Origin of the sequence: Streptomyces sp. NPDC102406, assembly GCF_044765725.1 — a bacterium.
Classification (GTDB): Bacteria; Actinomycetota; Actinomycetes; order Streptomycetales; family Streptomycetaceae; genus Streptomyces.
Genome location: NZ_JBIWKP010000003.1, coordinates 381418 through 407262 on the forward strand (window position 1 = coordinate 381418; position 25845 = coordinate 407262).

At 70.0% G+C, this 25845-nt stretch carries 34 protein-coding genes and 1 pseudogene; 20 read left to right on the top strand and 15 right to left on the bottom strand.

What is annotated here, in order from left to right; genetic code table 11:
* The first annotated feature begins 55 nt into the window (after window positions 1–55).
* The 7 genes from ACIRF8_RS15625 to ACIRF8_RS15655 all read left to right on the top strand — a co-directional run bounded on the left by ACIRF8_RS15625 (window position 56) and on the right by ACIRF8_RS15655 (window position 4321).
* Window positions 56–1081: a hypothetical protein gene (locus ACIRF8_RS15625; protein ID WP_404214994.1), complete on the top strand. Its 1026-nt coding sequence runs from the start codon at window positions 56–58 to the stop codon at window positions 1079–1081.
* A gap of 6 nt (window positions 1082–1087) precedes the next feature.
* Window positions 1088–1459, top strand: a complete 372-nt coding sequence (locus tag ACIRF8_RS15630) for a hypothetical protein (protein ID WP_404214996.1) — start codon at window positions 1088–1090, stop codon at window positions 1457–1459.
* 25 nt (window positions 1460–1484) lie between these two features.
* Complete coding sequence (locus ACIRF8_RS15635) at window positions 1485–1805, top strand: hypothetical protein (RefSeq protein WP_404214998.1); 321 nt, start codon at window positions 1485–1487, stop codon at window positions 1803–1805.
* A 171-nt stretch (window positions 1806–1976) separates the two neighbouring features.
* On the top strand, window positions 1977–2297 hold the full coding sequence (locus tag ACIRF8_RS15640) for a hypothetical protein (RefSeq protein ID WP_404215000.1): 321 nt from the start codon (window positions 1977–1979) through the stop codon (window positions 2295–2297).
* 2 nt (window positions 2298–2299) lie between these two features.
* The gene (locus tag ACIRF8_RS15645) at window positions 2300–2743 is read left to right on the top strand and encodes a hypothetical protein (protein ID WP_404215002.1); all 444 of its coding nucleotides are present in this window, start codon (window positions 2300–2302) and stop codon (window positions 2741–2743) included.
* A gap of 3 nt (window positions 2744–2746) precedes the next feature.
* The gene (locus ACIRF8_RS15650) at window positions 2747–4030 is read left to right on the top strand and encodes a hypothetical protein (RefSeq protein ID WP_404215003.1); all 1284 of its coding nucleotides are present in this window, start codon (window positions 2747–2749) and stop codon (window positions 4028–4030) included.
* Between the two features lie 3 nt (window positions 4031–4033).
* Entirely contained in the window at window positions 4034–4321 is a 288-nt protein-coding gene (locus ACIRF8_RS15655; RefSeq protein WP_404215005.1) for a hypothetical protein, read from the top strand.
* On the opposite strand, the gene ACIRF8_RS15660 is transcribed toward ACIRF8_RS15655, so the two are convergent.
* Window positions 4322–5014, bottom strand: coding sequence for a hypothetical protein (locus tag ACIRF8_RS15660; RefSeq protein WP_404215007.1), 693 nt, complete (start codon window positions 5012–5014; stop codon window positions 4322–4324).
* A gap of 105 nt (window positions 5015–5119) precedes the next feature.
* On the opposite strand from ACIRF8_RS15660, the gene ACIRF8_RS15665 reads away from it, so the two are divergent.
* Window positions 5120–5485: a hypothetical protein gene (locus ACIRF8_RS15665; protein ID WP_404215009.1), complete on the top strand. Its 366-nt coding sequence runs from the start codon at window positions 5120–5122 to the stop codon at window positions 5483–5485.
* Between the two features lie 35 nt (window positions 5486–5520).
* Here ACIRF8_RS15665 and ACIRF8_RS15670 read toward each other — a convergent pair whose 3' ends face one another.
* Both ACIRF8_RS15670 and ACIRF8_RS15675 read right to left on the bottom strand, forming a co-directional pair.
* Entirely contained in the window at window positions 5521–5784 is a 264-nt protein-coding gene (locus ACIRF8_RS15670; protein WP_404215010.1) for a hypothetical protein, read from the bottom strand.
* Between the two features lie 88 nt (window positions 5785–5872).
* Complete coding sequence (locus ACIRF8_RS15675) at window positions 5873–6310, bottom strand: hypothetical protein (RefSeq protein WP_404215012.1); 438 nt, start codon at window positions 6308–6310, stop codon at window positions 5873–5875.
* Window positions 6311–6531: 221 nt separating this feature from the next.
* Here ACIRF8_RS15675 and ACIRF8_RS15680 point away from each other — a divergent pair, with 221 nt between their 5' ends.
* From ACIRF8_RS15680 to ACIRF8_RS15690, 3 genes are all read left to right on the top strand, one after another.
* Complete coding sequence (locus tag ACIRF8_RS15680; RefSeq protein ID WP_404215014.1) at window positions 6532–6969, top strand: hypothetical protein; 438 nt, start codon at window positions 6532–6534, stop codon at window positions 6967–6969.
* A 440-nt stretch (window positions 6970–7409) separates the two neighbouring features.
* On the top strand, window positions 7410–7673 hold the full coding sequence (locus tag ACIRF8_RS15685; protein WP_404215016.1) for a hypothetical protein: 264 nt from the start codon (window positions 7410–7412) through the stop codon (window positions 7671–7673).
* Window positions 7670–8686, top strand: coding sequence for a tyrosine-type recombinase/integrase (locus ACIRF8_RS15690; protein WP_404215018.1), 1017 nt, complete (start codon window positions 7670–7672; stop codon window positions 8684–8686). The genes ACIRF8_RS15685 and ACIRF8_RS15690 overlap by 4 nt, the downstream gene beginning before the upstream one ends.
* Window positions 8687–8688: 2 nt before the next feature.
* Here the strand turns inward: ACIRF8_RS15690 and ACIRF8_RS15695 are convergent, their stop codons facing one another.
* The 3 genes from ACIRF8_RS15695 to ACIRF8_RS15705 form a co-directional block, all read right to left on the bottom strand.
* On the bottom strand, window positions 8689–9165 hold the full coding sequence (locus tag ACIRF8_RS15695) for a hypothetical protein (RefSeq protein WP_404215020.1): 477 nt from the start codon (window positions 9163–9165) through the stop codon (window positions 8689–8691).
* 66 nt (window positions 9166–9231) lie between these two features.
* Window positions 9232–10095, bottom strand: coding sequence for an ATP-dependent DNA ligase (locus ACIRF8_RS15700; protein WP_404215021.1), 864 nt, complete (start codon window positions 10093–10095; stop codon window positions 9232–9234).
* Window positions 10096–10311: a hypothetical protein gene (locus ACIRF8_RS15705; protein ID WP_404215023.1), complete on the bottom strand. Its 216-nt coding sequence runs from the start codon at window positions 10309–10311 to the stop codon at window positions 10096–10098. It lies immediately after the preceding gene.
* Window positions 10312–10409: 98 nt separating this feature from the next.
* On the opposite strand from ACIRF8_RS15705, the gene ACIRF8_RS15710 reads away from it, so the two are divergent.
* Window positions 10410–10637 carry a hypothetical protein gene (locus ACIRF8_RS15710; protein WP_404215025.1) on the top strand — a complete coding sequence of 76 codons (228 nt, stop codon included), beginning with the start codon at window positions 10410–10412 and terminating at the stop codon, window positions 10635–10637.
* Window positions 10638–10658: 21 nt separating this feature from the next.
* On the opposite strand, the gene ACIRF8_RS15715 is transcribed toward ACIRF8_RS15710, so the two are convergent.
* Window positions 10659–11009: a DUF6233 domain-containing protein gene (locus tag ACIRF8_RS15715; protein ID WP_404215027.1), complete on the bottom strand. Its 351-nt coding sequence runs from the start codon at window positions 11007–11009 to the stop codon at window positions 10659–10661.
* A gap of 54 nt (window positions 11010–11063) precedes the next feature.
* Here ACIRF8_RS15715 and ACIRF8_RS15720 point away from each other — a divergent pair, with 54 nt between their 5' ends.
* Both ACIRF8_RS15720 and ACIRF8_RS15725 read left to right on the top strand, forming a co-directional pair.
* On the top strand, window positions 11064–11303 hold the full coding sequence (locus tag ACIRF8_RS15720; protein WP_404215029.1) for a hypothetical protein: 240 nt from the start codon (window positions 11064–11066) through the stop codon (window positions 11301–11303).
* The gene (locus tag ACIRF8_RS15725) at window positions 11300–11491 is read left to right on the top strand and encodes a hypothetical protein (protein WP_404215031.1); all 192 of its coding nucleotides are present in this window, start codon (window positions 11300–11302) and stop codon (window positions 11489–11491) included. Before ACIRF8_RS15720 ends, ACIRF8_RS15725 begins: the two co-directional genes overlap by 4 nt.
* 430 nt (window positions 11492–11921) lie before the next feature.
* Here the strand turns inward: ACIRF8_RS15725 and ACIRF8_RS15730 are convergent, their stop codons facing one another.
* From ACIRF8_RS15730 to ACIRF8_RS15745, 4 genes are all read right to left on the bottom strand, one after another.
* Window positions 11922–12128 (bottom strand): hypothetical protein, encoded by a 207-nt coding sequence (locus ACIRF8_RS15730; protein ID WP_404215033.1) that lies wholly within the window; start codon window positions 12126–12128, stop codon window positions 11922–11924.
* Between the two features lie 34 nt (window positions 12129–12162).
* Window positions 12163–12342, bottom strand: a complete 180-nt coding sequence (locus ACIRF8_RS15735; protein WP_404215034.1) for a hypothetical protein — start codon at window positions 12340–12342, stop codon at window positions 12163–12165.
* 64 nt (window positions 12343–12406) lie between these two features.
* Window positions 12407–12949, bottom strand: a complete 543-nt coding sequence (locus tag ACIRF8_RS15740; protein WP_404215036.1) for a flavoprotein — start codon at window positions 12947–12949, stop codon at window positions 12407–12409.
* On the bottom strand, window positions 12946–14163 hold the full coding sequence (locus ACIRF8_RS15745) for a helix-turn-helix domain-containing protein (protein WP_404215038.1): 1218 nt from the start codon (window positions 14161–14163) through the stop codon (window positions 12946–12948). Before ACIRF8_RS15745 ends, ACIRF8_RS15740 begins: the two co-directional genes overlap by 4 nt.
* 98 nt (window positions 14164–14261) lie before the next feature.
* Here ACIRF8_RS15745 and ACIRF8_RS15750 point away from each other — a divergent pair, with 98 nt between their 5' ends.
* Both ACIRF8_RS15750 and ACIRF8_RS15755 read left to right on the top strand, forming a co-directional pair.
* A complete protein-coding gene (locus tag ACIRF8_RS15750) occupies window positions 14262–14459 on the top strand; it encodes a hypothetical protein (RefSeq protein WP_404215040.1) in 198 nt (65 codons plus the stop codon).
* A complete protein-coding gene (locus ACIRF8_RS15755; protein WP_404215042.1) occupies window positions 14456–14719 on the top strand; it encodes a hypothetical protein in 264 nt (87 codons plus the stop codon). The genes ACIRF8_RS15750 and ACIRF8_RS15755 overlap by 4 nt, the downstream gene beginning before the upstream one ends.
* A gap of 341 nt (window positions 14720–15060) precedes the next feature.
* Here the strand turns inward: ACIRF8_RS15755 and ACIRF8_RS15760 are convergent, their stop codons facing one another.
* Window positions 15061–15297, bottom strand: a complete 237-nt coding sequence (locus ACIRF8_RS15760; RefSeq protein WP_404215044.1) for a helix-turn-helix domain-containing protein — start codon at window positions 15295–15297, stop codon at window positions 15061–15063.
* Between the two features lie 523 nt (window positions 15298–15820).
* Here ACIRF8_RS15760 and ACIRF8_RS15765 point away from each other — a divergent pair.
* The 3 genes and pseudogenes from ACIRF8_RS15765 to ACIRF8_RS15775 form a co-directional block, all read left to right on the top strand.
* Window positions 15821–17164, top strand: a pseudogene (locus ACIRF8_RS15765) (multicopper oxidase domain-containing protein); the annotation flags it as partial.
* Window positions 17165–17361: 197 nt separating this feature from the next.
* Window positions 17362–18498 carry a M24 family metallopeptidase gene (locus ACIRF8_RS15770; RefSeq protein WP_404215046.1) on the top strand — a complete coding sequence of 379 codons (1137 nt, stop codon included), beginning with the start codon at window positions 17362–17364 and terminating at the stop codon, window positions 18496–18498.
* 6 nt (window positions 18499–18504) lie between these two features.
* Window positions 18505–19416 carry a phosphotransferase family protein gene (locus ACIRF8_RS15775; protein WP_404215048.1) on the top strand — a complete coding sequence of 304 codons (912 nt, stop codon included), beginning with the start codon at window positions 18505–18507 and terminating at the stop codon, window positions 19414–19416.
* A gap of 34 nt (window positions 19417–19450) precedes the next feature.
* Here the strand turns inward: ACIRF8_RS15775 and treZ are convergent, their stop codons facing one another.
* The gene (gene treZ, locus ACIRF8_RS15780; RefSeq protein ID WP_404215050.1) at window positions 19451–21196 is read right to left on the bottom strand and encodes a malto-oligosyltrehalose trehalohydrolase; all 1746 of its coding nucleotides are present in this window, start codon (window positions 21194–21196) and stop codon (window positions 19451–19453) included.
* A 166-nt stretch (window positions 21197–21362) separates the two neighbouring features.
* Here treZ and ACIRF8_RS15785 point away from each other — a divergent pair, with 166 nt between their 5' ends.
* Window positions 21363–21911, top strand: coding sequence for an FHA domain-containing protein (locus tag ACIRF8_RS15785; protein WP_404215052.1), 549 nt, complete (start codon window positions 21363–21365; stop codon window positions 21909–21911).
* A 23-nt stretch (window positions 21912–21934) separates the two neighbouring features.
* Here the strand turns inward: ACIRF8_RS15785 and ACIRF8_RS15790 are convergent, their stop codons facing one another.
* Entirely contained in the window at window positions 21935–23176 is a 1242-nt protein-coding gene (locus tag ACIRF8_RS15790; RefSeq protein ID WP_404215054.1) for a M14 family zinc carboxypeptidase, read from the bottom strand.
* A gap of 222 nt (window positions 23177–23398) precedes the next feature.
* On the bottom strand, window positions 23399–25756 hold the full coding sequence (gene treY / locus ACIRF8_RS15795; RefSeq protein WP_404215056.1) for a malto-oligosyltrehalose synthase: 2358 nt from the start codon (window positions 25754–25756) through the stop codon (window positions 23399–23401).
* Window positions 25757–25845 lie beyond the last annotated feature (89 nt).

A 25845-nucleotide genomic window follows, 5' to 3' on the forward strand; every position in this document is an offset into this window, starting at 1 on the left:
ATGATTCGAAGGTGAGTGCTGCGAGGGAGTCGGCACACCGCACCGGAGGCACCACATGACAAGAACGGGCCCACAGCGCTACCCCGGCGCCAGCACCACCTACTGGTACGGCACTCGCTACCCCGGCTCCGCCATGGAGACCAACGTCATCGTCTGGCACACCACCGAGGGAACATCCATGCCCTCCTACGGCGGTGGAACGTCAGCCCCGAACTTCACCGCCAAGCCGGACTTCAGCGCCAAGCGGCTGGTCTGGTACCAGCACTTCGACTTTGACGTCTCCTCCCGCGCCCTCGTCAACAAGGCAGGCGGCGTCGAGACCAACACCCTCAACGCCTGTCAGGTCGAGATCGTCGGCACCTGCGACCCGGCCGCTCACGCGAAGTGGGGCAGCACCCCGCACCTGTACACGCCCGAGCTGCCGGACTGGGTGATCCGCGACCTCGGAGCCTTCGCGAAGTGGGCCAACACCCACCACGGCGTCCCACTCTCCTCCGGACTGACGTTCAAGGCGTACCCGTCCAGCTACGGCGCCAGCTCCGTCCGCATGAGCGCCGCCCGCTGGAACAACTTCAAGGGCCACTGCGGACACCAGCACGTCCCCGAAAACGACCACGGCGACCCCGGCGCGATCCCGATGGCCGCCATCCTCACCGCCGCCAAAGGCGGCACCGTGCCCCCGCAGGAGGACGACGACATGCCCAGCACGCTCGGCCGCTACGACGAGACCGACCGCACCCTCGTCCCCGGCAAGTGGACAACCCTGACCGTCGAATCCGTAGACCTCCTGAAGGACGCCAAGGCGTACACGGCCAGCAGCTACCTCACCGTAACCGCACCCGCCAGTAGCACCTTCCAGGGCCGCTTCTACCACTACCGCACCGACGGCAGCCGCTGGACCGGACCCGTCGTCGAACGCCTCGCCACCGACGGCATGAGCTTCCTCGACTTCACCCACGCCGGATCCATCAGCGCCACCGAGAAGCTGCGGTTCGAGGTCTGCTACTACCCGGCCGACGCAGCCGACAAGAAGTCCATCACCGTCACCACGTCGCGCGTGCGCGGCATCTACTGGAAGTAGGACCCCATGAAGGTCTTCGGCCGCGAACCCGTCTACCTGCTCGCCGCAGTCGCCATCGCCCTCAAGCTCGCCGCCGCATACGGCCTCGACGTCAACGCCGACCAACAGACCCTCATCAACACCGCCCTGGCCTGCCTCGTCGCCGTCGCCTCCGCCATCATCCTGCGCACCGGAGCCCTCGGCGCCGCCATCCTGCAGTTGGCTTCCGCCGGCCTCGCCCTCTTCGTCGGCTTCGGCCTCGACCTGTCCGCCGAGCAGCAGGCCGGATGGATGTCCCTCGTCGCCGCCATCCTCGCCCTGTTCGAGCACCGCGAAGTCGAAGCGCCCGTCCCGAACGTGCCGCTCGAGCAGTCCAGCCCGATCAAGGCCGCGGCCTGAAGCGCCCCAACCAGCGGAGGCTCCGGTGAACGAAATCTTTGGCATGGCACCCACCGACGCTGGAGCCGTCGCACTCCTCACCCTCGTCGTCCTGTTCATCCTCACCGGACGACTCATCCCGAGACGCACCCACGAGGATCTGATCGCCGACCGGGACAACTGGCGGTCCGCCTTCCTTGAGAGTGAAGCGCTCCGCAAGGTCGAGCACGACCAAACCGGCGAACTACTCGACATGGCCAAACTCACCGGCCCCCTCCTCGCCGCCCTCCCACAGCCGCAACAGGCAGCCCGGGAGGAGGTGAACCCCGGTGATCGCATGGCTCCAACGCCTCCTCAGGCGCCATGAAAAGACTGACCTGCGCGCCTCCGAGGCCGCCCTGCAACGCACACTCACCGACCGGAAAGCCACAGAAGCCCGACAGTCCAGCGTCGACGAAGCCGTCGCCCCCCTCCGACGGGCCCTTCGAGAGAACCACCTGCGTGAACGCGTAGCAGCCGCGTTCAAGGGAGCAACATCATGAGGGACATCAGCGTGGACCAGTGGATCAACATAGGGGCGTCGGCACTCGCCGTCATCGCCTGCCTGGCGTTCGTGATCACCTATCAGGCCAAAGCGCCCTGGTGGCGTTCCGACATCGGCCGCAACTTGATGATGTTCGCCGCCGCCGTCGGCCTCCTCTGCACCTACACCGTCCTTGCATCGCTGTTCCCCGACGGCTGCTTCGCGATCATCCTGCGCGGCATCCGCACCATCGCCGTACTCGCCGTCGCCGCCCTCATGATCCAGCGCACACGGCTCCTCCTCCAAGCCCAACGCGAACCCCCGCCAGGAGACTGACCATGGCAACGTTCACCTTCAACATCGCCCTCGGCAAGGTCGCCTACTACGCATCCCTGCCCGCCGCCAACGACGCACTCGTCCTCATGGCACTCGAAGCTGCCGGACTGGAAACCGACGCCGTCCTCCGCGACAAAGACGACTTCGCAGCCGTCGTCGCAGGCACCACCAACGAACAGACCACCGTCACCCGCAAGACACTCAGCGGCGTCACGGCCACCGTCGACGACACCAACGACCGGATCAACGTTGACGCCGCCGACGTCACCTACACGACACCAACCGGCAACCCCATCGGCGCCTTCGTCCTCTGCTACGACCCCGACACCACCACCGGAACCGACGCCGACCTCATCCCCCTCACCAAACACGACCTGTCCTGGACCCCCGACGGCAACACGTTCAGTCTGGCGATCAACGACTTCTTCCGGGCCGCCTCCGCCTAGCCCATGACGACCTTCACCGACGATTTCAACCGGGCCGACACCACCGCCCTGGGCGCCGCCTGGGTGGAAGTATCCGGCGACTGGTCGATCGTCTCCAATCAACTGTCCCCAGGCGCGGCGGGCGGCACCATCCTCCTGCGCGCCGCCACTACGATGGCCAGCAACGACCACTACGCGCAGACCAGGATCGCCTCCACCACGGCGGCGTCGCACGGTGTGTGGTGCCGGGGCACCACCACCCTCACCTCCGGCTACCTGTGGCGCAACGACGGATCGTCGTGGAACCTCTTCAGTGTCACCGGGGGCAGCTTCACCAGCCTCGGCGCCTACGCGGCCCCGGCCGTCGCCGGGGATGTCGCCAAGGTGCAGGCCGTCGGCTCCACGATCAAAGGCTTCGTCAACGGCGTCGAACGCGTGTCGGTCGTCAACACTGCCGTCACCACCGGCACCAGCGTCGGCATCCGCTCCGAGTCCATCAACGCGTTGCGCTTCGACGACTTCACCGCGGCAGACGTGGCCACAGGCACCACCGCCACCCTCACGACCGCAACCGCCATCGAGACAGCCAGGCCCCTCGCCGGTACCAAGACCGCCATCCTCGCCACCGCCACGGAGGCCAGCACGGCGCTCACCCTCGCTGGCAGCAAGACAGGGACGCTTCCGACCGCAGCCGAAACCGGCACCGCAGTCGCCCCTACCGGCAGCAAGACGGCGAGCATGACCACCGCGCTACAGGCGGACGCCGCCCAGCCCCTCACCGGAACGAGGACGGCCACGCTCCCCGCCGCCACGGAGACTGGCGCCGCTCAGCCCCTCACCGGCAACAAATCCGCAGGACTGCCCACCGCCGGCGAGCAGGACACCGCGCAGAGTCTCGCCGGCGTCAAGACGGCAATGCTCGCCGCCACCGCAGTCACCGACGCCGCGCAGCCCCTGGCCGGGATGAAGGCCGCCGCGCTCCCGACCGCTGTCGAGCACGGCACCGCCCAAGCCCTCACCGGTACGAAGACGAGCACGCTGACCACAGCCGCAGCCATCGAAGCCGCACAACCGCTCACCGTCGCCACCCCCGCCGTGACACTGCCCACCGCCACCACGCTCGAGATGGCGCGACTGCTCACAGGCCGCAAGGTCGCCACCCTGCCCACGGCCACAGAGACGGACACGGCACGCCCGTTCACCCGGCAGACCACCACCACGCCCAGCCCCGAACGCACCCTGCACATCCCCGCCGAGCCCCGGCTGCTCGTCGTGGCCGCCGAAAACCGCACCCTGACCGTGAGGTAGGCCATGAGCACCGACTCGATCAGCACGATCAAAGACTCCGTCTCGCGGCTGGACTACCACTGGAACTGGGCACCGTGGCTGGCACAGATCAACGACACCCTCAGCGAAGCGACGGTCCTCGTACCTGCCGGGCTTACCGCTGTCGGGCCGCCGACCGTGAACGCGGGCCTCGTCACACAGCGGATCGCGGGCGGCGACATCGACACCACCTACAAGGTGACCTGCCAGATCACCACCGTTGGCGGACTCATCGACGAACGGTCGCAGTACATACAGATCATGGAGCGGTAGTCAGCCGACGATCTCGCCCTCGAACTCGGGATAGTCGAATGTGTCGCCCGCATCATTGCTGCGCTGCACCGTGACCACGATCTTCCGCCCGTACTTCTTCTCCAGCGTATTGTCGTCAGTCTTCGTGGCCGTCACCTTGGAACCGAGACGGCCCTCCAGCGGCTCGGACTCTCGCGTAAAGATCGACGACGACGCCTCGCCGCCATTCACCGCACCCTCCACAATCGTGGAGAAGTCATCCAGCTTCAACGACGCGGCACTGCCGTTCGTGACCCGCAGCTTCAGCCGGAACTCCGTCGCCTTCGGATCCGGCGACTCAAGCGCCTCCGCATCCCAGTCCTTGAAGACACGAGCCTCCACCACCGCCACCTTCACCCCGTCCGGCCACGTGAACGACTCGCCGAACTTCAGGCCGCTCGTCTTCCCGTCGCCTCCGGTGCCCGCACCTTCCTCAGGCCCGGCGCTGGCGCCACCGCCCTCGTCGGAGCAGTTCTCCATCCACTCGGCCTGGCTCAGATTCTCGTCGGTGCAGTCGACCTTCGTCGACTCCTTCGCCGCGGACGGCTTCGACTCGGCCTTGTCGCCGCCGCACGCGGTCAGAGCAGCCAGAAGCAGAGCAGCCGTAGCCGCCGTAGCGCGAACGCGCATCATGTCCCCCCACAGTTGAGCTAGCCGCCACACGGTACGTCGCATGCGGTTGAAGTGTGGACACCGTCACCGGGTCGTGATGCGGCGGCGCCCCATTCCTTCCGCCTCGGCGGGGGAGTGGGGCGCCCTTTGTTGTGCCACGCTTCTTCGGTGACGGAAGCAGAGATGATGCAGCGGGTCGTGGCCATCCTCACGCAGGCGCGCGACCTTGCCGATCAGTACGACGAAAGCAGTGCCGAGGACTCAGACGAGGTCAGGCCCGAGGCCGAGATGATCGGCGAGTTCGTTCTCGAGGCCATAGAGCCGGGGCCCGTCGGTGTGCGCACGGACCGACCTCAGGATGTGGCCAATGCGGTGACCGCAGCGATACAGCCTCGAGTTGGACTTCTCGTCGCGTGCTTCAGCGCAGCATTCACCCAACTCGCAAGTCGGTACGACGAGTCTGAGGGCGATGGCGCCAGTGCCGCGCTCCTTCGGGAGCTCGCCCTGCAATGGGAGATGGAAGACGGCGAGTGACGAGCGCCCCCACTGTGTGGGCTCCGGCGCTCTGGCTAGGCGAGGTCGCCGTCGTGTTCGCGGTCCTTTGCGGCAGCCTCCTCGTAGGTCATGGCGTATTGGAAGTACGCGCCCCGCGAGTCCCCGGCGAGCACCTTGCCCAGCTCGCGCCGGGTCTGCTCACGCGCCCGCTCGGCCGCTTCCTCGGCCCGCCACTCGACGAGTTCCTCCGGTGTGGCGTCGACGACGATGAACGTGTCGGTGATGCTGGAGAAGACGGCGAGTTTCCCGTCCGGTTGCTGAATGATCTGCTGGCCCATCGGTCCTCACTTCTCGTCGGCGATCCGGATGTCGAGGTTGATGGCGTAGATCGTGCCGCTCATGCGATCCGAGTGAGTGATCGGCATGTCAGTCCTCCTTGGTGGGCACTTGTCCGTCAACGTTCGTGATGGCACTTCCGAAGATGTCGACGAGCTCATCCGGCATCCGGTAGCCAGCCACCTTTCCGAAGCCCGGCCCCTGGGCCAGGATCGGCAGAGGCATTCCGTCTGGCCAGTCACCTCCGCCAGCTCCGCTCACGAGAGCCTTCCTGAGAGCGCCGCTGTGGCCGCGCAAGCTGGCGTTGCCATCGCCACGAAGGTCGTCAGCGGACACGTATCCACCCCGGGCGACGGCTTCGCGGACGATGCGTCGGGCCCGGGGTGGCAGGCGCAGGTAGTAATTCTCTGCGCGCGGCACCGTCCAGGTGGCATCGATCTCGACGTTGCCCGCGTAGTCGGCGATTAGGGCGAGGAGCCTGTCCTGGAAATCACCTGTGGGCTCGTCCACCGTGATCGTGATTTTCAAGTGCCCTCCCGTGGCGTAGACCTGAGTGAAGGTCGGGTAGATGAGCAGACCGTACCGACGGGGCGGCACCTCTGTCTAGCCTTTAGTCAGGTCAACGTAAACGAGCACATGGGTAGCGCATAACGTCTTGTTAAGCGCTGGCTCCCTGGAGCGATACGGGACGGGTGGTTTCGCGGCGAACGCCACCGTGCTGTCCGGGCGTTGGCCTACCCTGCGGTTCCATGGACATCGAGCTGACTAACGATGAGCACCTGCGCGCACTAGCCGCATTGGAGGCCGTCGTCGGAAACAACGACGATGCCCTGGTGGTCCTGGCGGGCGACCCCGGCGAGCGGCCACTCCCGGCGCTGCTGGCCGCCTACGGGAAGCACACGCTGGAGCGTGTCCTGATCGCCGCGTTCGGCATCGAAGCCGCCATGACCCTTGACGAGACCGGCCAGCGCGTGGCGCAGCTCAACGGCGATCCCATGGCGCGCATCGTCTTCCTCCTGAACGACTCCCTGCACCACCAGGCTGCCCTCGCCGGCGACGACCTGGTCACCGCCAAGCGGATCGGCGGATCCATCCTCCTGGCGATCCATGCGTTCACCGACGCCGACAACCAGGACGCCCTGACCCTGCTGCGCGCACTGCGCAACGAAGCTCTCCGAGACGACTGAACGCCACCCCGCCGGCCAGCAACCCCGGGCGAGACGCGCTCCATTGAGCGTGGACGACTCGCGATAACATGCAGTATCGCGGGCGAAAAAACGGTACAATTAGCTATGGATGATGACCAGTTGATGTGGACGTCCGTCCTCGACTCCCCGTGCTTGGGGAAGATCGATCCATGGCACCTTGACGAGTGCGTCGAGTGCGAACTTGACGGCGGATGCGCCACGCACGAGTGCTACACCAACGACTCCAGCACGGTTCTACATATGGACTGGTTCCGTGACTTCGCATCGCCCGGCGAGGCGGTATGCGGCAACGTCGGCGGTCCGGAGAACCTGGTGCCCTCCGAGTACGCCCCTCGCCCCTGCCAGTTGCCGACCGGCCACAATGGAAAGCACCGCGCCCGCACGGGGTGGTCCTGGCCGCTGAAAGCGCGGAGGGCGGCATGACCACTCGACCGCCACTGATCACCGACCACTGGTTCCGCGAGGGCCCGATCCAGCCCGACGGCTCGGACGGCTACTGGATCTGCGAACGCTGCGGACAGCACCGAGGCGACCACCTGCAAGCCGAAGGCGACTGGCGCAAGCCGCTGCACGCGGTCGTCCCTATGCGGATCCGTCCGTCGCACTGCAAGGCGTGCGGCCGACGCCACCGTCACACCACCCACACCCCGTGGCTGTGGGAGCAGTTGGAGGCCGCCGCATGACCGACCTCGCCCCGCGCCAGCCGGACGCCACCCCTGCTGTCTACGACGCTGCGACCCTCGCCGTCCTGGCCGCCATGGAGCAGGCGGCCGACGAGCACCTCGACAGGAACATCCCCAACAACACCAAGCGCGGATACGCCAACGACTGGGCACTCTGGGAACAGTTCCACGACTGGCTCGCCGAACGCACCGGCCACCGCATGCCGTCCACAGCCGTCACCAAGGGCACGCTCGTGGGATTCGTCGTGTGGCTCGACACCATCAAGCTCGCCGCGCCCACCTCCATCGACCGGCGGATCACCGGCGTCACCGTCACCGCGCGCGGGCTCGGGGTCGAAGTCCCGAAGCGCGCCACCGAAGCCGCACGCAAGGCGCTCAAGCCGCTCAAGCACGACCCCGAGCGCATGGCGCGCGGCCGAGGCAAGGCGGCGGCCGTCACACCCGAACAGCTACGGCAGATGAACGCCGCCGTCGCCGATGGACTCGCCGGACTCCGCGACCGCGCACTCTGGCTCATGGCCTTCGGCATCGCAGGACGCTCCGTCGAAGTCGCCGAACTCCGGGCAGAATCCATCGTCCACGTCAGCCAGGGCCTCGAAGTCCACGTCCCCGCCGTCAAAGGCCGCCCGCCCCGGGACGTTGTCGTCAGTTACGGCAAGAACGCCGACACCTGCCCCGTCCGCGCATGGCTCACCTGGCGAGCAGCCGCAGGCATCACCGCCGGGCCCGCCTTTCTGCCCATCGACGTCTGGGGCCACATGGGCAACCGCGCCCTTTCCGCCGAAGCCGTCCGCGAGATCATCGCCCGCAACGCCGAACGTGCAGGCGTCGCCGTCCGGTTGACCGGCCACTCGATGCGGTCCGGGTTCATCACCACCAGCCGCAAAGCAGGCAAGCGCGAGGAGAAGATCCGCGCCCAGTCCGGCCACGCCGAGAACAGCCCCGCCTTCTGGGGATACATCCGCGAAGCCGACAAATGGACCGATGCGGCGAGTGAGGACATCGGACTGTGAGGTCACTCCGCGGTGCGCAACAACTTGTCCAGTTCGCTCCACTTCCCGCGACACAGCTTGCCCGAGCCCTTCACCACAACAGGCCGGATCTTGATGACCCCTAGTTCCCGGACGGTGGCGCGGACCTGCCCGGCATCGAAGATCCACCGCGCAGCGTGCTGTCCTTCTAGAGTGATCGGAAGACTGTCGCTGCCAGCTACGAGGCGCAAGGCAACAATCTTCATGTCGTCCGGGGCGGCGAAGAAGACTTGCGTTATCTGGCACGCTCCTCTTCCTGCGTTGCGGGCCTCAAGCATGACCACGACCTGCGAGCCAGACATCGGACCGACGACCGCGCCAAGACTGGCCGACACCTTCGGCTTGGATCCGCTCCACTTCCAGATCACGGTCTGCCAGGCAAACGAAACCAAAGTTGCGGCAAGTGAAGCCGATGCGACGGCCACGCCCATTACCGCTGTCCACGGAACATCAGCACTCATGGCGGCCTCCTGGCGGCGCTCCTACTTCCAGTGTGCACCTGCACGCCGTCGGTCACACGCGGTGCCTCACCGCACCCGGGTTACGGTGCAGACGGCGTGCCTGGTGGTCCCAGCCAGCACCTCGACGATGATCCCGCCCGCGCTGGTTGTGTACGTCTCTCCGTTCCGCGTCCGTGCCCGCGGCCCGGCTTCGGCCCCGGCGAGGTGCTGGCCGATGTCGCGGCTGACCGCGGCTGTGAGGGTCTGCGACAGCATCCGCCGCCCATCCGGCAACGCGACGACCACCTTCGTGGGCCTGGCCGCGGCCCCGGTGTAGCCGACCACCTCGGCATCGACGGTCTCCGAATGCCGGACCTTCCGCCACGCCGGGGAGCGCCCCGCCCGGTACGTCGAGGTGGCCCGCTTGGCCACAACCCCCTCAATCCCTTGCCCTGCCAGATGCTCGATCCACGCGCGTGCTACGTCGGGATCGTCGGTGGCGGGCACGGCCTGGATCGGCGGCGGCAGCTCGGCGAGCACATCGAGGAGGGCCTGGCGCCGCTCGAGGTACGGCCTGCCGCGGAGGTCGACGCCGGAGAGCATGACGATGTCGAACGCGGCATACGAGGCGGGGTAGCGGGCCACGAGGTCGGCGAGGCGTCGGCCGCGGGCGGAGGCCCTCGAGCGGACCGCCCCGAAGTCCGTCTTCCCGTCCCGCCATACGACGGCCTCCCCGTCGAGGACGGTATCGGCCGGCAGGTCCATGCCCGCGGCGGCCAGGTCGTACCACTGCTGAGTGGCATCGCGTCCGGACCGGGTCTGAATGCGGACCGTGTCCCGCCGCCAGAGGACCGCCCGATCGCCGTCGAACTTGGGCTCGTACCACCAGCCGGGTCCGGTGGGCAGCGCGGTGGCGGGTTCGGCGAGGGCGACGGCGAGCGGGTAGTCCATTCAGTGCGCCCAGTCGTCGGGCCCGCCGCCCCGCCATTCGATGAGGGCGGAGCGGACGACATCCATCTCGTCCCACTCTTGCAGCCCGGCTTCCTGCATGAACCGGGCGACGTCCTGGGTGCTGTAGGCGAGGCCGAGGATGCTGCCGTCGATGCGAACCCGGCGGCCACCGGACTCGTCGGGCGGGTAAATCACTACAGGGGTGGCGGAGACCATACGACCAGCGTGCGGGTACGGCCGCGTGACTGCACGCTGACCTACTGCGGGATGTGGGCGGCCTACCCTCACGCCCGCATCCGCGCGAGGATCACCGCATGGGACATGTCGAGATCACCATTCACGGGCCGGTCACCTACGGCGTCGACTACGCCGCCGTGGGCTGCCCCACCTGCGCCGCTACTCACTCGCACCGGATCGGCGGCGACCTCGATGACGACAGCGTCCCTGTGTCGCTGACCTGCGTGAACGGGCATGACGTTCCCCTCCCCGGCGAGGTCGATGCGCGGGAGCTCCTATTCACTGCGGCGATGCGCGCCGAGTAGCTACAGGGCGGGTGGGCCGGGCTAGTCGAGCACGCCGAGTGCGGTGTCCGGGCGACAGTGCGGGCACGCGTCCACCCCGGCGGCGAGGGCTTGCCGGGCTTGGCCCTCGGTGGCGGCCTTGCAGCGTTTTCCTGCCGTGGGGCAGCCGCCGACGTGCACGTACACGCTGTGCCTGGCGTTGAGGCCCCGCTCAATGACCCAGTCGGGGATGGGCGGCCGTCGCGCCGCCGCATTCTCCTGCTCTACCTGGCGGCGTTCTTCGTCGGAGATCCACCGGTCGATCTGTGCGAGCTGATGCCGGGCCTGCTGTTCGACGACGCGGCGGGCGAATCGCAGCAGGTCGAGGCGGGTCGCAGGACTAGCATCGCTCATGCGTTCGATTCTATGCTGGGTGTATACACGCGCCACACGGGCCCGGGAGGCGGCATGAACGACCCGCTTGCCACCCTCGGCGTGGACCCCGCAGACCTTGATATGGCACCGTCCGGCAGGCCACCCACCCACCTCGTCCGGGCCCGCCTCGCCCCGCCCTCGCCAGCCGCCTGCACGGTCTGCGGGGACATGGCGGTCGCGACCCGCATCGTCATGCTGGACGAAGAACCCCGCTGGCTCGACCTGTGTCGCAGCCACCTCCTCGCCGCGACGGGATGGAGTGTGGGCGCGTGAACGAACAGGCAGGCAGATACCGCGTGACCCTCACCCTCGACGGCCGCCCGACCATGGACGGCTGGTGGAACCTGTACGCGACGGCGGCGGAGAAGTTCACGGCCTGGGTCGGCGAGCAGGGTCGCAATGGCGCCCGTGTCGAACTCGTCGACACTGAGACCGGGGACGTCCTCAAAGCCTGGCCATGACGGCGGCTACCTCTGGCATTCTGACGGTGACGCGAGGAGACCCTATGTACCGCATGTATCCGAACGCCGGGCGCGCCAGGCGGCAAGTCGCTAGGCATGAGGAGGAGTGGGCTCCTGGTGGGCGGATTCCCGAACCCTTGACGCTTCCGCCGGGTTGGAATCTGCCAGAGCTGCCGGAGTCTGTGCACCTGACGGCCGCGCAGGTGCAGTCTTTCGCGGACATGACGGACGGCATCCGTAGAACCGCGGCAAACCTGTACGCCACTGCGGCCAGCGTCATGACGACGATGAACAGCCGCATTGCCTCGATGCGATCCTGACGCCCGGCGTTGTCAGTTGCCGCCTGTACGGTAGATCGCATCCATCAGCCCCGCTGCGGCTGGTTGCTCGAATGCGCCCCGCCGAGTGGAACCGGCGGGGCGCACGCGTGTCAGGCCGCGCCGCCCTCCGCGTGCCGAACAACCCGCTTGAGTCCCATCTCCACCGTCAGCCGCTCCATCCCGGCCTCGGCGGCGAACGCGGTGATCCGCTCCTGTACAGCCTGCGCCGTCTCCACGGTCAGCGCGCCCGCCTGAATTTGCGTCCAGGCGGTGCGTTCCAGCTCAATCAGGTTGTCGGGAAAGTCGATGGTCGCCACCACGGGATCATAGGTCGTTCATCGTTCATCCACGTCACGCCGCTTCGACGACGTCTCCCTGCTCGGCGGCGACAGCCACAGCCCACTCCGCGACCAGCAGCTCATACCGCTGCCGGGAGTCCCCGTACAACCAGCCGCCGCACGCCTCGACGAGCGCACGGATCTCCGCATTCACCTGCTCAGCAGGCCGCGGCGCCGGGGGAGTGGAAGGCATGGCGATCAGTCTAGGCGGCGGGTACGACACAACCCAGCAGCCGACAGCAACGGCATATGACGATCTACGGCACCTGATCCGAAGGCGACAGCGCCGCCACAGCCCTCTCCCACGGGAACGCGCGCGGATGCCCCCGTTTCGGCGGATGCGGCGTGTAGCCGTCCGGCCCGTACAACACCTGCACGCCCTGCTCCCGCAGCGCCGCCACCGACCGGGCCACCGCTGGCTGAGCGGCTTGCGCCTGGTTGAAGTAGGGCATCGCCGCGACCGGCACCCCCATGTGGACGGCCTCCGACGGAATGCCGATCGCCACCGTGTCCGCGATCCCCGCACCCCACTTGTTCAACGTCGTGCACGACATAGGCGCCACCAGCATCGCGGTCGCCTTCGGCAGGGCGTCTTTCTCCCACGGCAGCTTGTATTGCGACCGCACCGGATGCCCGGTCAACTCGACCAGCTCCTCCATGCGCGGCTCCCACCAGGCCGCCGCCGACGGTGTCAAGATCAGACACACGTCCCAGCCGTCCGCCTGCGCCACCCGCACGCCGTCATCGACGAACTCGGCCGGGCCAGCCGCACACGCGATCAGATACAGCACACGAGTCATGCGCGGAGTCCACAGCGTTCCGCCAGCGCACGCAAGTCCCGGCCCGGCGCCGCCGTCGCCCCCACCACATCCTGCACCAACTCCACCGCATCCGGACGCCCCTCCACCTCCTCCGGCGCCAGGGCATCCGCCTCCAACAACTCCCTTGCGGCCTGCTCCTTGCGGCGTGTCAAGAGAGAAGCGCGTGCCTTGCTGACATGCAGCCCCGCACGACGCTCTTTCGTCAGATTCCCAACCGCCTCCGCATCGAGATCGTCGGCGGCCTCAAGCGCTGACCAGCCGTCCTCGAAACGCACCAGCATGTCCACCCGGTGCAGAACCACATTCGTCGGCCCGAACATTGTCCAGTCTTCGTTCATGTCCGAGCCCTGCCGGTCCGCAACATCGTCGGCCTCATCCACGAAACCGGACGCCGAACCGACGCGAGCCGCTGTCCGCTCCTGCGACGACGCAGCAAGCGCCGCCGACAGATACAGCATCCCGAGCGTCGACAGACCGAGCGGGCCGCGAGCCTGCAGATCCCCTTCGAGCCGGCGGGCCGCCGCGGTCGCGAAGTCAACGGCAGCCTGCGGGCGCTGCTGATAGACCAGCGACTTCGCGATACGCCGCGAGGCGGCACCCACCTGCACCGCATCCCCGGAGCGCTCCGCAGCAGCCAGCGCCCGGTCCGCGGCCAGCGCCGCCTGGATCACCGTCGCCGCGCCGTACTTGTGCAGATACGACGTCACCAGCTGATACACCCGCGACAGCAGGCCCCGCGCCTCACACGCACGATCCACTGGTGCGTGCTGGGCGGCCTGCTCGGCGCCCGCAATCAGCGCAGGCAACTCCCTCGCCAGCGCCGCATAATGGCAGGCCTGGAACGCCTCACAGGCATACAGGAGCCGCCGCCGCAGATAGTCGGGTGTCGGCGTCTGCGCGTCCTCCGAGACCGGCCGGTACAGGGCGTCGACGACGGCAAGAGCCTCAACAGGAGGTGCGGACACCGCAGCCGGCTCGGGCGGGCTGTCGGACAAGAGCTGCTCCAGGGGGATGCGCAGGACCTCAGCCGCGCGCACCAGCACCGACAGCCGAGGATCCGTCTGACGCTTGCCGCCCTCGAGGTCTTGCACCCATCGCTTCGTCTGCCCCATGTGGCGCCCGAAGTCGGTCTGTGTGAAGCCTCGCCGCTCCCGCCAGTAGGCGATACGGCGGCCGATGCGAGAAGTGTCCATGAGCATCCCCCGGAACAAGGCACGCACTTTGCGTGCCCCACCTTGTTGTACCGCGTTCTACGGTCTCTTCAGACCTGATCAACGAGGACGGGGCGCACATGGCCACGCAGCATCTCCCGAGAACTGGAGGCCTGACCGAGGACCAGCTCCGCGGCCGGGCCTGCGTGTGGTGCGGCGACCACCTCGACAACGCGACCGCCGTCGACCTCGGCCCGCAGATACTCACGCAGCTCGGACACCAGGCCCACTGGTTTCCGCGCGCCTGCCCCGCACATGAGGAAGGAGCCGCTTCGTGACGCGCTCTGTCATCAAGCCCGCCGACTGGATCATCGGCCCGGAGCGGGACGCAGACGGCCACCTCATCGCCCCGCAACGCGCCATCCGCTGCACCCTCTGCGACAGTCAGTCCGAGGTCAGCGCGCGACAAGGCGACGTCGACCGGTGGGCGATGAAGCACACCGGATCCACCGGGCACCGCGAGTACGAGGAACTGACGACAGCGAAGCTACGCGTCTCCCCAGCCCCCACGAACCCCGTGAGCAACCCGCATGCGTAGGGCCGCGACTAGGCCGGCGCCCACGGCTACGCCTGCGTGTCGGGCGCTGCACCCTGGCGGCGTCTACCGGTGCACCCTCCCGAAAGGCCACAGCGGCGGCCACAAGCACGCCTACAGCGGGCCCCTCATCGACGGCTGGCGCCGCGGCACCAACTGGACGTGAACTAGCCCGCAAGCCATTGGCCACGGCTTCCACCAGGCGTGATGGCTTCACACGGGGTGCGAACAGAATGTCAATAAGAGCGGGGCGCACGTCTTCACAGGCGTGGATATATGCATTTAGATGCTCGGCATCAGACATCTTCCAGTCGTCGGCCCGGACCCCGTCGGCGGCTGGAGCTTCAGTTCAGGAGGTCCGTGATGGGTACGCGCAGCACTCGTGCGATGCGGTACAGCGTGGTGACCCTCGGATTACCCTGGCCGGATTCGATCTCCTGATAGACGCTGCGGCTCAACGGAACCGCCAGGAAGATCTTCTCTTGTGTGAGCCCTTGGTCCATGCGGGCGGCGCGGATGCGGTTGCCGATGGCGCGGCGCTTCTCCAGCAGCCAGGCGTCGTCATCGGGAAGATCGGGCACTCGTGAAACGCTGCGTTGCCGATGATCTTATGTCAGCCCGGTATACCGGGCATTCTTTGATCTTGAGGTGGATGCCCTGACCCTGCATCCATGGCGCCCGGACCCCGCGCCCCTCAACCCCTGTCAGCCCTGCGGCTCACGCCGATGCCGCAGGGCTGGCAGGAGACTGCTCGATTCGAACGTGTGTTCACTCGAACGAGTGAATGACCTTGAGCGAATGCATCCGTTACACCTGATGAGAGGTCCAATCCCAAGTACGTGCCGGTCCGTCGCGGACGGTGCCCCCCTCGGTGGCGGGCCGGCACAAGGGCGGCCCCTGCGGCTCACGCGGGGGCTGCTCGCAAGTTCCTAGGGTCTGACCTGCAGAGACGATGCCGCCCCGTAGGAGATATTTTGGGGATGAAGCCCCGGACGCTATGGGTTTGTGAAGGTGGCTACGGGGGACTGAGGGGGATGTGCTCGAAGGCGCTCCCAAAGAAACGCCCGGTCAAGCCCCTTCGCCAGCCCTCCACCTGCAAACCCGTGGTACCACGACCACGCCATGAACATCACCCGGTGGAACGTGCAGACCGGCCTGTACGGCACGTACCTCATCCGCGACGACGAGGAGGACGCCCTGCAACTGCCGTGCGGGGAGCGCGAGATACCGCTGCTGCTCGCCGACCGGAACCTGGACACCGACGCCGACGGCAGGCTGAACGGCCGGCTGCTGCACAAGACGGTCGTCGTCGACCCGAAGAACGCGGAGACCGGCAAGCCCGTCTCCCTGCCGTTCACCGGCCCGTACACCACCGTCAACGGGCGGATCTGGCCCTACGCCCGGGTCGATGCCGCCTGGCACCGCTTCCGCCTGGTGAACGCGTCGAACGCCCGCATCTTCGACCTCGTCCTGGTCGACGAGGACGATCAGCCGGTGCCGGGCGTGCTCCACCAGATCGGCAGCGACGGCGGGCTCCTGCCGCGCCCCGTGCCGATCGACTTCGACGCCGCGCTGCCGGCGCTGACCGTCGCCCCCGCCGAGCGGATGGACCTGCTCATCGACTTCGGGGCGCTCGCCGGACGCCGGGTGCGGCTGGTCAACAAGGGCCCGAACCAGGCGCCCGGGGTGCCGGACGTGCCGGGGAACGTACCGTATCCGCACGTCCTGGAGTTCCGGGTGGGCGAGGACCGCGAGCCCGACCCGTTCACGCTGCCCGAGGTGGTCTCCGGCTCCTTCCGCAAGCTCACGCACGACATCGAGCACGGGCACCGGCTCATCGTGCTGACCCCGCCCGCGACCACGGGCGGCGGCGGCCACCCGGAGATCTGGGAGATGGCGGAGGTCGAGGACCTGGACGGGCTCCGGCTCCCCGCCGACGGCGTCATCCAGGTCCGCAACGACAAGGGTGAGCTGAAGACGTACCGCCGGATCTCCCGGACCTTCAACGACGGGCTCGGCTTCACCGTCGCCGAGGGCAGCCACGAGCAGTGGAGCTTCCTCAACCTCGCGGTGAACCCGCCGGTCGTGCACCCCATGCACATCCACCTGGCCGACTTCCAGATCCTCGGCCGCGACGCGTACGACGCCTCCGGCTTCGACACCGAGGTGGGCGGTACGGACACACCGGTCACCCACGACCCGGACACCGTCATCCCGCTGCCGCCCAACGAGCAGGGGTACAAGGACGTCTTCCGCGCCCTGCCCGGCCAGATGCTGCGCGTCATGGGCAAGTTCGACGGGGCGTACGGTCGCTTCATGTACCACTGCCACCTCCTCGAACACGAGGACATGGGCATGATGCGCCCGTTCGTGGTCATGCCGAAGGAGGCCCTGAAGTTCGACCACGGGGCGGGACACGGCGGCGGCCACGGCGGTCACACCGCCTAGCGACCCGCCCCCTGGGGCACACTGCGAGGCAGACCCTGGCCCGCCACGGCGCGCGCGACCGCCGTGGCGGGCCGGCGTCCGTTGTGAGGGGGCGGACTCGCGCCGTCCCGCGGGGCCGGGCAGGATGCTGCCGTACGCCGCCGGCCCCTTGTCCCCACGCTGTCCCACGCTGTTCCCACGTCACGGAGGCCCCGCCAATGACGACCGGCACACCCGCGCCCTTCACCGCCGCCGACTACAGGGCCCGCATGGAGCGAGCCGCGCTGGCCGCGGCCGACGCCGGGCTCGCGGGGGTGCTCGTCGCGCCGGGACCCGATCTGGTGTGGCTCACCGGGTACCACGTGCCGGCCGACACCGAGCGGCTCACCCTGCTGGTGCTCGCAGCGGGGCAGGAGCCGACCCTCGTCGTGCCCACCCTGGAGGCGCCCGACGCCGCCGAGGCCGCGGGCGCGGCGGCGATGACCCTGCGCGACTGGACCGACGGCAAGAACCCCTACGAGATCGCCGCCCCCCTGCTGCGGGCCCCGGGCGGCACCGGACGGTTCGGCGTCAGCGACAACGCCTGGGCCATGCACCTGCTCGGCCTCCAGCGCACCCTGCCCGGCACCTCGTACGTCTCCCTGACCGAAGCCCTGCCGATGCTGCGCGGCGTGAAGGACGCCGCCGAACTGGAGCGCCTCGCAGCCGCGGGCGCCGCCGCCGACGCCACGTACGAGGAGATCAAGAAAGTCACCTTCGGCGGGCGCAAGGAGAGCGACATCGCCCGCGAACTGGCCGATTTGCTGCGGCGGTTCGGGCACGCGCAGGTCGACTTCACGGTCGTCGGCTCGGGCCCCAACGGCGCCAAGCCGCACCACGAGGCGAGCGATCGCGTCATCAGGGACGGCGACATGGTCGTCCTGGACTTCGGCGGCCTCAAGCACGGCTACGGCTCCGACACCAGCCGCACCGTGCACGTCGGCGAACCCACCGACGAGGAACGGCGCGTCCACGACATCGTGCGCGAGGCGCAGACCGCGGCCTGCGACGCCGTGCGGCCCGGCATCGCCTGCCAGGACGTCGACCGGGTCGCCCGCAAGGTCATCACCGACGCCGGGTACGGCACGTACTTCATCCACCGCACCGGGCACGGCATCGGAGTCACCACGCACGAACCGCCGTACATGATCGAGGGCGAGGAGCAGCCCCTCGTCCCCGGCATGTGCTTCTCGGTGGAACCCGGCATCTACCTGCCCGGCCGCTTCGGCGTGCGCATCGAGGACATCGTCACCGTCACCGAGGACGGCGGCCGGCGCCTCAACGCCACCGCGCGGGACCTGGCGATCGTGGGGTGAGCGACCATGCCGCCGACACCGGAGCAGCCCACCGCCGAGGCGGCGCGCCGCCTCCTGGGAACCCTCCTCCCGGACGGCGGCGGCGCCGAGGTGCGCCCCGTCACCAAGGGCGACGGCGGACACACCACCTGGTGGGTGGGGTCACGGTACGTACTGCGCCTCGCCCCCGACGAGGCGGCCTCCCGGCGACTGCGCCGCGAACTGCGTCTGCGCGACCTCCTGCGCCCCCACGTGACGGTCGCCGTGCCCGTCTCCGTCGCGACGGGGGAGTGGGCGCCCGGTCTCGCCCACACCCTCGACACCCGGCTGCCCGGCGACCGCGCGGAGACCAGGGACGTCACCGCCGCCGGTGAGGAGGACCTCGCGGCGCTGCTCACCGGCCTGCGCGCGGTGCCGCCCGCCCGCGCCGTACCGCTCGGCGTGCCGAAGGCCGCCCCGCGCCCGCTGGAGCGGGTCCGGCGCCAGGCCGGTGCCGCCGCCCGGAAGCTCGGGGCGCGGGACGAGTTCGACGCGGCGCGCCTCGACCAGCTCACCCCACGCGCCGTCGCCCAGCTCGCACCGCAGGCCGAACCCGTGCTCGTCCACCACGCCCTCACGGGCGAGCACCTGCTCGTGGAGCGGGACGGCCGCGTCCGCGGCGTCCTCGGCTGGACCGACGCGGTGATCGGTGACCCGGCCGAGGACATCGCGGGGCTCGCCGCCGCCGTCGGCGCGCGGGCGGCGGTACGCTCCGCGACCCTCGCCGGGTACGGGCCCCGGGTCTGCCTGCGCGGGCTGTGGCTGGCCCGTTGCGACGCGCTGGTGCGGCTCGCGGAGCGGCTCCAGGAGGCGGACACCGAAAGCCCCGGGAGCCTGCCCCGGACGCGTCTCGAACGGGTCTGGGAGCCGATCCTCCTGGAGCTGGTGTCCGAGGGCTGACCCCTTCGTCCGGGTCAGCCCCGAGAGCAGGCTCTCAGGGTGCCACCGCGACCACGCACGACTCCGCGGGCACGATCAACGTCCCTTCGTCGCCCGGCAGTCGCACCGGCTCCCAGGCCGCGAGCACCTGCGCCACCGGACGCCCCAGCGGGATCGACACCGGGCGCTCCGAGAGGTTCACCGCCACCCGCAGGTCGCCCCGCCGGTAGGCGATCCAGCGGGCCTCCTCGTCGTAGGCGACCTTGACCGCCGCCAGATCCGGGTCCCGGAGGTCCGCGCGGGCGTGCCGCAGGGCGATCAGGTCGCGGTACCAGGCCAGCACGCGCGCGTGGTCGCCCGTCGCCGGCTCCGACCAGTCGAGGCAGGACCGCTCGCGCGTGGCGGGATCCTGCGGATCGGGGATGTCCTTCTCCGCCCAGCCGTGCGCCGCGAACTCCCGCCGCCTGCCCCTGCGCACGGCTTCGGCGAGTTCCGGGTCGGTGTGGTCGGTGAAGTACTGCCACGGCGTGCTCGCCGCCCACTCCTCGCCCATGAACAGCATCGGTGTGAACGGACTCGTCAGGACCAGCGTCGCCGCGCACGCGAGCAGCCCGGGGGAGACCACGGCGGCGAGCCGGTCGCCCTGCGCGCGGTTGCCGACCTGGTCGTGGGTCTGCGTGTAGGCGAGCATCCGGTGCGCGGGGATCCGGGCGCGGTCCACGGGACGGCCGTGGTGGCGGCCGCGGAACGCCGAGTACGTGCCGTCGTGGAAGAAGCCGTGCGTCAGCGTCTTGGCGACGGCGGCCAGCGGCTCGCGCGCGAAGTCCGCGTAGTAGCCGCCGCGTTCACCGGAGACGGCCGCGCGCACGGCGTGGTGGACGTCGTCGTTCCACTGGGCGTGCAGGCCGAGTCCGCCCTCGGTGCGGGGCGTGATGACGCGCGGGTCGCACAGGTCGGACTCGCCGATCAGGAACAGCGGGCGGCCCAGCCGCTCCGCGAGCTCGTCCACGGCGGCCGACAGCTCCTCCAGGAAGGGCAGGGCGCGCCGGTCGTGCAGCTCGTGGATCGCGTCGAGGCGCAGACCGTCGAGCCGGTAGTCGCGCAGCCAGGCCAGCGCGCTGCCGAGCAGGTAGGCGCGGGTCTCGTCCGAGCCGGGCGCGTCGAGATTGACGGCGCTGCCCCACGGCGTGTGGTGCGTGTCCGTGAAGTACGGCCCGAAGGCGGGCAGATAGTTCCCCGACGGGCCCAGATGGTTGTGCACGACGTCGAGCACGACCCCGAGGCCGCGTTCATGGGCCGCGTCGACGAACCGCTTCAGCGCCGCGGGGCCGCCGTACGGCTCGTGCACGGCCCACAGGCTGACCCCGTCGTAGCCCCAGCCGTGCCGGCCGGGGACGGGGCACAGCGGCATCAACTCGACGTGGGTGATCCCGAGGTCCGCGAGATGGCCGAGGCGCTCGGCGGCCGCGTCGAGCGTGCCCTCCTTCGTGTACGTGCCCACGTGGAGTTCGTACAGGACCGCCCCGGTCAGTCCCCGGCCCGCCCATCCGGCGGTCCACACGTGCCGCTCGTGGTCGACGACGGCGCTGAGGCCGTCGGGCCCGTCGGGCTGGCGCCGCGAGCGCGGGTCAGGCAGCACGGGGCCGCCGTCGAGCGAGAACCCGTACCGCGAACCGTCCCGGGCGTCGGCCTGCCCGGTCCACCAGCCCGCGCGGTGCGGATCACGCTCCATCGCCCGCGCGTCGCCGTCGCAGTGCAGCGTCACCTGCTCGGTCTCTGGTGCCCACACCTCGAATTGCACGGATTGTTCCCCCTCGTAGCCGGATGTCTGCCCACAGTGACAACGGATCCATGGTGCGACAGGCGTGATCGTTCCGCCGGGAATTCGCCCGTACTGGCTCCATGTCGTGCGCACGGCCCTGCCCGATTTCTGGACACCCCGCGCGCGCTGCCCGACAATCACACTCGTGACGTCCTCTTTCGAACACCACACGTACCCGGCCCGGCTGTCGGACGCCGAGCGGGACCGTGCGCTGAAGGTGCTCAGGGACGGTGCCGCCCTCGGGCGGCTCTCGCACGACACGTTCGTACGCCGGATGGAACTGGCGCTCGCCGCCCGCAGGTCCGACGAACTCGACGCGCTCACCGCCGATCTGCGCCATGAGAACCGCTGGTCGCGGGCGGTGCTCGGCGCCGTGGGGGCGGTCTCCGGGTTCACCGTGCGGATGCGCAGGGCCTGGACCGTCGAGCGGCTGCCGAAGCTGCTGCTGCCCGCGCAGAGCAACTACCCGCTGCGCATCGGCCGGGACCCGGCCAACGGGCTGCGCCTCAGCCATGACACGGTCTCCCGCGTGCACGCCGAACTCAGCCTCCAGGGCGGCCTGTGGGTGCTGCGCGACCTGGGCTCCACCAACGGGACGTCCGTGAACGGCCGCAGGGTCATCGGCGCGGCCATCGTCCAGGACGGCGACCAGGTCGGCTTCGGCCGCATGTCGTTCCGGCTGTCGGCGGACTGAGACCGCGGCGCCGCCTTTCCGGCTCACCCCTGGGCGTGGCGGACCGCCGCGATCGTCGTCCGTGCCTGGTGCTCGATCTGGTGGGCCACCGGCACCCACCGCGCCCCGAACCGGTCCGCGTACACCTCGCACCAGCGGACGACGAGGGCGTCGAGACGGGACGCGGCCGGGTCCCCCGCCTCCTCCAGGACCCGCAGCAGCATCGCGGCGGCCCGTAGCGGCAGCCGCCGGGCGAACGCGTCGATGCTGCCCACGTACGCCATCGTCGCGTCCGGGGGTGGCGGCTGCACCCAGTCGTCGGCGAGGCCCGGCACCAGGCTGAGCGCCCAGCGGGCCGCCCGCAGCAGCGGGCCCGTGGTGTCGGGCAGCCGGGGCAGGGACTCCGCGAGGATCGCCTCCACGAGCCGGGTGTCCCGGCTCAGCCGCGCCGAGATCCGCCGCAGCGCCCGCTCGGGCGCCGGGTGCGGCGCCGGGTCGTCCACCAGGTCGCTGGCCCACATCGGCACCTCGATGATCGCCGTGGAGCCGCCGTAGCGGTGGACGTGGTGCCAGGTGGAGTGCCGGGCGTCGTCGGGCAGGCTCGGGAACGCGGCCTGCGCGTCGGGATCGGGCATCACATGGACCCCGGGCCCGGACATCGGCCAGCCCGCCGCGTCCGAGGCGCCGGTCTCCACCGGTATGTGCAGTTCGGCCGCCGACTTGGCGAGCGCCTCCGCGAGGCCCGGGATGTCCCGTGTCAACTGCACCCAACTGCCGCCCAGTTCCGTGCCGTGCAGCGACACCTGGAGGTAGGGGCGCAGCTCGTCGATGACGCCGGTCAGCGTCGTCGTCTCGGGCGGGAGGCGGTCCGGGGGCAGCACCGAAGGCGACCACTCGGGCTGTTCGGGGCCCGCGGGACGGAAGAAGTGCCGGTGGTAGTCGAGCAGGCTGCGCGGGGCAGGGGTGCGGTGCAGCTCCGCGCCGTCCGGGTCGGCGCACAACAGGAAGTGCCATGATCGGTCGCAACGCAACGCCGGTTCGAGCAGCGCCTGTTCGGCGAGGTGCAGCGCTGTCGAGCCGCCCGTCGGCTCATTGGCGTGGGCGCCCGCCACGACGAGGACGGTGCGCCGGTCCTGTCCGACGGACAGCAGATGCAGGGGCCGTCCCGCGCGTGACGTACCCACCTGGCGTAGACGGCACAGGTCGGGCCGACGGACCGCCAGCTCCCGCGCCGACTGGGCCAGTTCGGCCGTTCGTGGGTACCGCTGCTCCGTCAGACGACTCACCCCCGTTGGTGCTCCCGACGTCAGCACCCGCAGTACCCCACGCCCGGCCTCCCCTGTCAAGGACGCATGTATCGCCGCGCATCGCCGACGCAGAGTACGCCCCCCGAAGGACCAGGAACGTCACGCCGAAGGTCCCGGGTCGAGTGTGAGGTGCACGAAGATGCCGCACGATGGGCTCGCCCCGGGCGCACGCGGCGCGCGAACCCGGGGGGCCGTACCGCCCTAGGCGCGCACCAGCAGCGCCACCGGAAGGTGCTGGAACAGGTCCGCGACGCGCGCGTGGCCGCTGAAGCGCCGCTCGGGCGCGAGCAGGTCGCTCCATTCGCCGTCGGGCAGCGGCAGTTCCGTCTCCCGCCACCCGCCCGCGTCGGCCAGCCGCAGCGACAGCCGGGTCGCCGCCACCACCACCCGGCCCGACCGCCCGTAGGCGACGCAGTGGTCCCCGGCCGGCCCCTGCGCCGACAGCGGCTCATAGGTCGCCGCGCCACCGAACCACTCCGGGTGCTCCCTGCGCAGACGCAGCGCCGCCCTGGTGAGCGCCGCCTTCTCCGCGGACAGGGCGCCCCGCTCCTCCGCGTCGAAACGGGCGGGCGCCCGGTTGTCGGGGTCCACCAGGGCGCGGTACTCGTGCTCGGTGCCCTGGTAGACGTCCGGCACGCCCGGCATCGTCAGGTGCAGCACAGCCGCGCCCAGGACGTTCACCCGCACATGGGGCGCCAGGTCCGCCATGAAGCGCAGCACCTCGTCCCCGGGCGGGCCGCAGGGGCCCGACGCCACGAAGTCCCGTACCGCGCTCTCGTAGGCGGGGTCCTGCTCCGTCCACGTCGTGAAGAGGCCCGCCTCGCGCGCGTGCTTGAGCAGCGCCCCCTGGAGCCGCTCCGGATCGGCGGGACCGAGCCCGGCCACCGTCTGCCAGGCCGCCCACGCCAGTTGCGGGTCGGGGGAGCTGGTGCCGCCGCCGTGCGCGGTCCGCTCCGTGACCCGGGCGAGCAGCGTCTCCCACTGCTGCGGGCACTGGGAGAGGACCGAGACGCCCGCCCGTACGTCCGCACTGCGCTTCGTGTCGTGCGTGGACAGGACCGTCGACGTGTACGGCCAGTCCCGCTGCACGCGCGCGCAGTACGCGTGGAACGACGTGGCCGGGACCGCCGGGCTGCGCGGGCAGCCGCCCACCTCCAGGGCGGACAGCAGCGGCGTGTACCGGTAGAACGCCGTGTCCTCGACCGACTTGGCCCGCAGCGCCGACGCGGTCTGCGCGAACCGCGCCCGGAACGCCCGGTGCGCGGCGTCGTCACCGTGCCGGCCGAGCGCCAGGTCCCGTACGGTGTCGACCGCACGCGCCTCCTCGGCCACCGTGAACGCCGTCTTCGCATCGGCCGCGTCGGCGGCCGTCAGGACCGTCTCCGGGTCGGCGCCCCCGCTCACGTACGGCCGGTACACGGGGACGCGCACCAGCAGCTCGCGCAGCGCCGTGCGCAGCGCCCAGGGGGCGTGGTCGCGCAGCGCGGGCGTCTGCGCGCACAGCACGGACGCCTCGCGGGTCAGCCGGTCCACCTCGGTGGCCAGCTCGTCCGTGACGACGCGGTGGGCGGCGCGCCGGGCGGTCGCCTCCCAGTGACCGCCCCGGTCGGCCGTGACGCCGGTGAACCGGCGGAACAGGCCGAGGAGCTCGTCGGCCCCCGCCGGGTCGGTGAACAGCCCGTCGATGTGGCGCAGCGCGTCGTACCCGGTGGTGCCGGCGACCGGCCAGGCGGCGGGGAGCTGTTCGTCGTCCTCCAGGATCTTCTCGACGACGGTCCACCGCCCGCCCGTGGCCTCGCTCAGCCGCTGCAAGTAGCCGCCCGGGTCGGCGAGCCCGTCGGGATGGTCGATGCGCAGCCCCTCGACGACTCCCTCGCGCAGCAGGCGCAGCACGGTCGCGTGGGTCGCCTCGAAGACCTCGGGGTCCTCCATGCGCACCCCGATGAGATCGGAGATCGTGAAGAAGCGGCGGTAGTTCAGCTCCGTCCGGGCCAGCCGCCACCACGCCAGGCGGTACCACTGGGCGTCGAGGAGTTCGGGCAGCGGCAGCGTACGGGTGCCCTCGCGCAGGGGGAACTCGTGCTCGTAGTAGCGCAGCACGTCCCCCTCCACCTTCAGGTGGGGCAGTTCCTCGCCCAGGGGAGCGCCCAGGACCGGCAGCAGGACCCGCCCGTCCTGCGCCTGCCAGTCGATGTCGAACCAGCGCGCGTACGGGGACGACGGCCCGTCGCGCAGCACCTCGTACAGGGGGCGGTTGTGCCGGACGGAGGCGGCCATGTGGTTGGGCACGATGTCCACGACGAGGCCGAGGCCGTGCTCGCGCGCCGTCCGCGAGAGCGCGCGCAGTCCGTCCTCGCCGCCGAGTTCGCCGCGTACGCGCGCCCAGTCCGCCACGTCGTAGCCGTGCGTCGACCCGGGCACCGCCTCCAGGACCGGTGACAGGTGCAGATGGGAGACCCCCAGGGAGGCCAGGTACGGGACGGCGGCCGCGGCCGCGGCGAAACCGAGGTCGGGTTGTAGCTGGAGCCGGTAGGTGGCCGTCGGGAGCTGTGGCGTCATGGGCTTGTACTTACCCCCGGCGCCGCCTTTCGTGCGCCCACCCCACCCCGACGGCGCACCGCGCGTCCCCTCGACGCGCGGTGCGTACG